Source organism: Solemya elarraichensis gill symbiont, assembly GCF_002021095.1.
Classification (GTDB): domain Bacteria; phylum Pseudomonadota; class Gammaproteobacteria; order Chromatiales; family Chromatiaceae.
The window spans coordinates 1-1,304 of the sequence record NZ_MPRK01000347.1 but is presented as its reverse complement, the minus strand read 5'-3'; the positions used below and the strand labels follow the sequence as shown (position 1 = coordinate 1,304).

The 1,304-nt window shown below is 48.7% G+C and carries 2 protein-coding genes; both read right to left on the bottom strand.

Going from position 1 to position 1,304, the window contains the following annotated elements; translation table 11 throughout:
* Positions 1-27 precede the first annotated feature (27 nt).
* Positions 28-900, bottom strand: coding sequence for a GIY-YIG nuclease family protein (locus BOW51_RS12045; RefSeq protein ID WP_503167680.1), 873 nt, complete (start codon positions 898-900; stop codon positions 28-30).
* A gap of 24 nt (positions 901-924) precedes the next feature.
* The coding region (locus BOW51_RS10835; protein WP_217349046.1) for an RNA-dependent RNA polymerase family protein at positions 925-1,304 on the bottom strand (380 nt) is incomplete at its 5' end.

Genomic DNA, 1,304 nt, shown 5'->3' with positions numbered 1-1,304 from the left:
AATATAGATAGACAATGTGAAAAGTACTCAGTTGTACCTAGCCATAAACCCTAAGTCCTTGTTGAGTCCGTTGTCATGTGTGTGGAATTTAGCAATGAGTTTCTGTTCAGCGATGCGTCGTTCGTGAGTGGTGTGGAGGTTTCCCTGTAGAATGTTCAGCTGAATGTCCGATTCGGTGTGTCCATGGGTTGAAAAGTGTTCGCCTACCGGTAGTGTGGAGCAGTTTCGGATAGTTGCGCGGTGTCCGTTCATTCGCTCGCGAAGTGTCTGTTTGGTCTCCCCTATATACCAAGCGTCGGAACAGTTCTTTCTACATCTAATGAGATAAACTACACCGGTTGAGTTGCATGTGTATTTTCCGTGGATCGTAAGTGTGGTGTTGTCGCGTGTAACGGTAGTGCTTTCGTCGATGAGTTGACATGTGCGGCATCTTGTTTTCTGACAGGATCGTGTTCCATGTTGGGTTGGCGATGGCTCGGGGAGTTTGCTTCTAATAAGTGTCCGTTTCAAATTGGGTGGTTGACGAATGGCGAGGAGGGGCGGTTGTGGAAGGACGTCGGATAGGTATGGATCGCTGTCGATGAGGTGTTGTGTCTGGCGTAGTGTTTTTCGTAGTTGGTCGGCTCCCGGGAAGTAGGTGGTGACAAACGGTGTACGTGGTTTGGTTTCTGTGCGTATGGTCCTGTTCAGTAGTTCTTCGCGGTTTTTCGATGTGGCGCGGTGGAACTGTTCGTCGATGAGTTTGGCATGGTAGCCATCCCTCACTAAGGCGGAGCGTAGTGTGTTGAGGTGTAAGTCGCGGTCTTCTTTGTATGAGCATATCCTGTGTATTCTGAGTGCCTGACTGTATGGGATGGAGTCCTTGACATGTTTCGGGTGGAAGCTGGAGTAGTGAAGCATAGTGATGTTGTCCGTTGGTTTCCGTTATAGAGAAGTGAATAGTCGGTTGTTTCTGATCGAGACGGTGGTATCCAGGAAGTCAACGCTGTCGTATGAGTAACCGATAGTAAGCTTGATGGTGGGGTGGAAGTGGTTGAATGCGTTGTGGAAGTGTTTCAGAGCTTCGAGTCCATGGGTCCAGATGAGGAAGATGTCGTCTATGTACCGTTTGTAGAGATCTGGCTGTAACGTCTGTGTTGAGAGGAAATCCTGTTCGAGTTTGTGCATGAAGAGGTTGGCGTATTGTGGTGCGAATTTAGTTCCCATGGCTGTTCCGTGTTCCTGTAGATAGTGTTGGCCGTTGAATGTGAATGCGTTGTGGGTCAGTATGAAGCGAATGAGTTTAGTGAGGTCGTCGGGAGAGT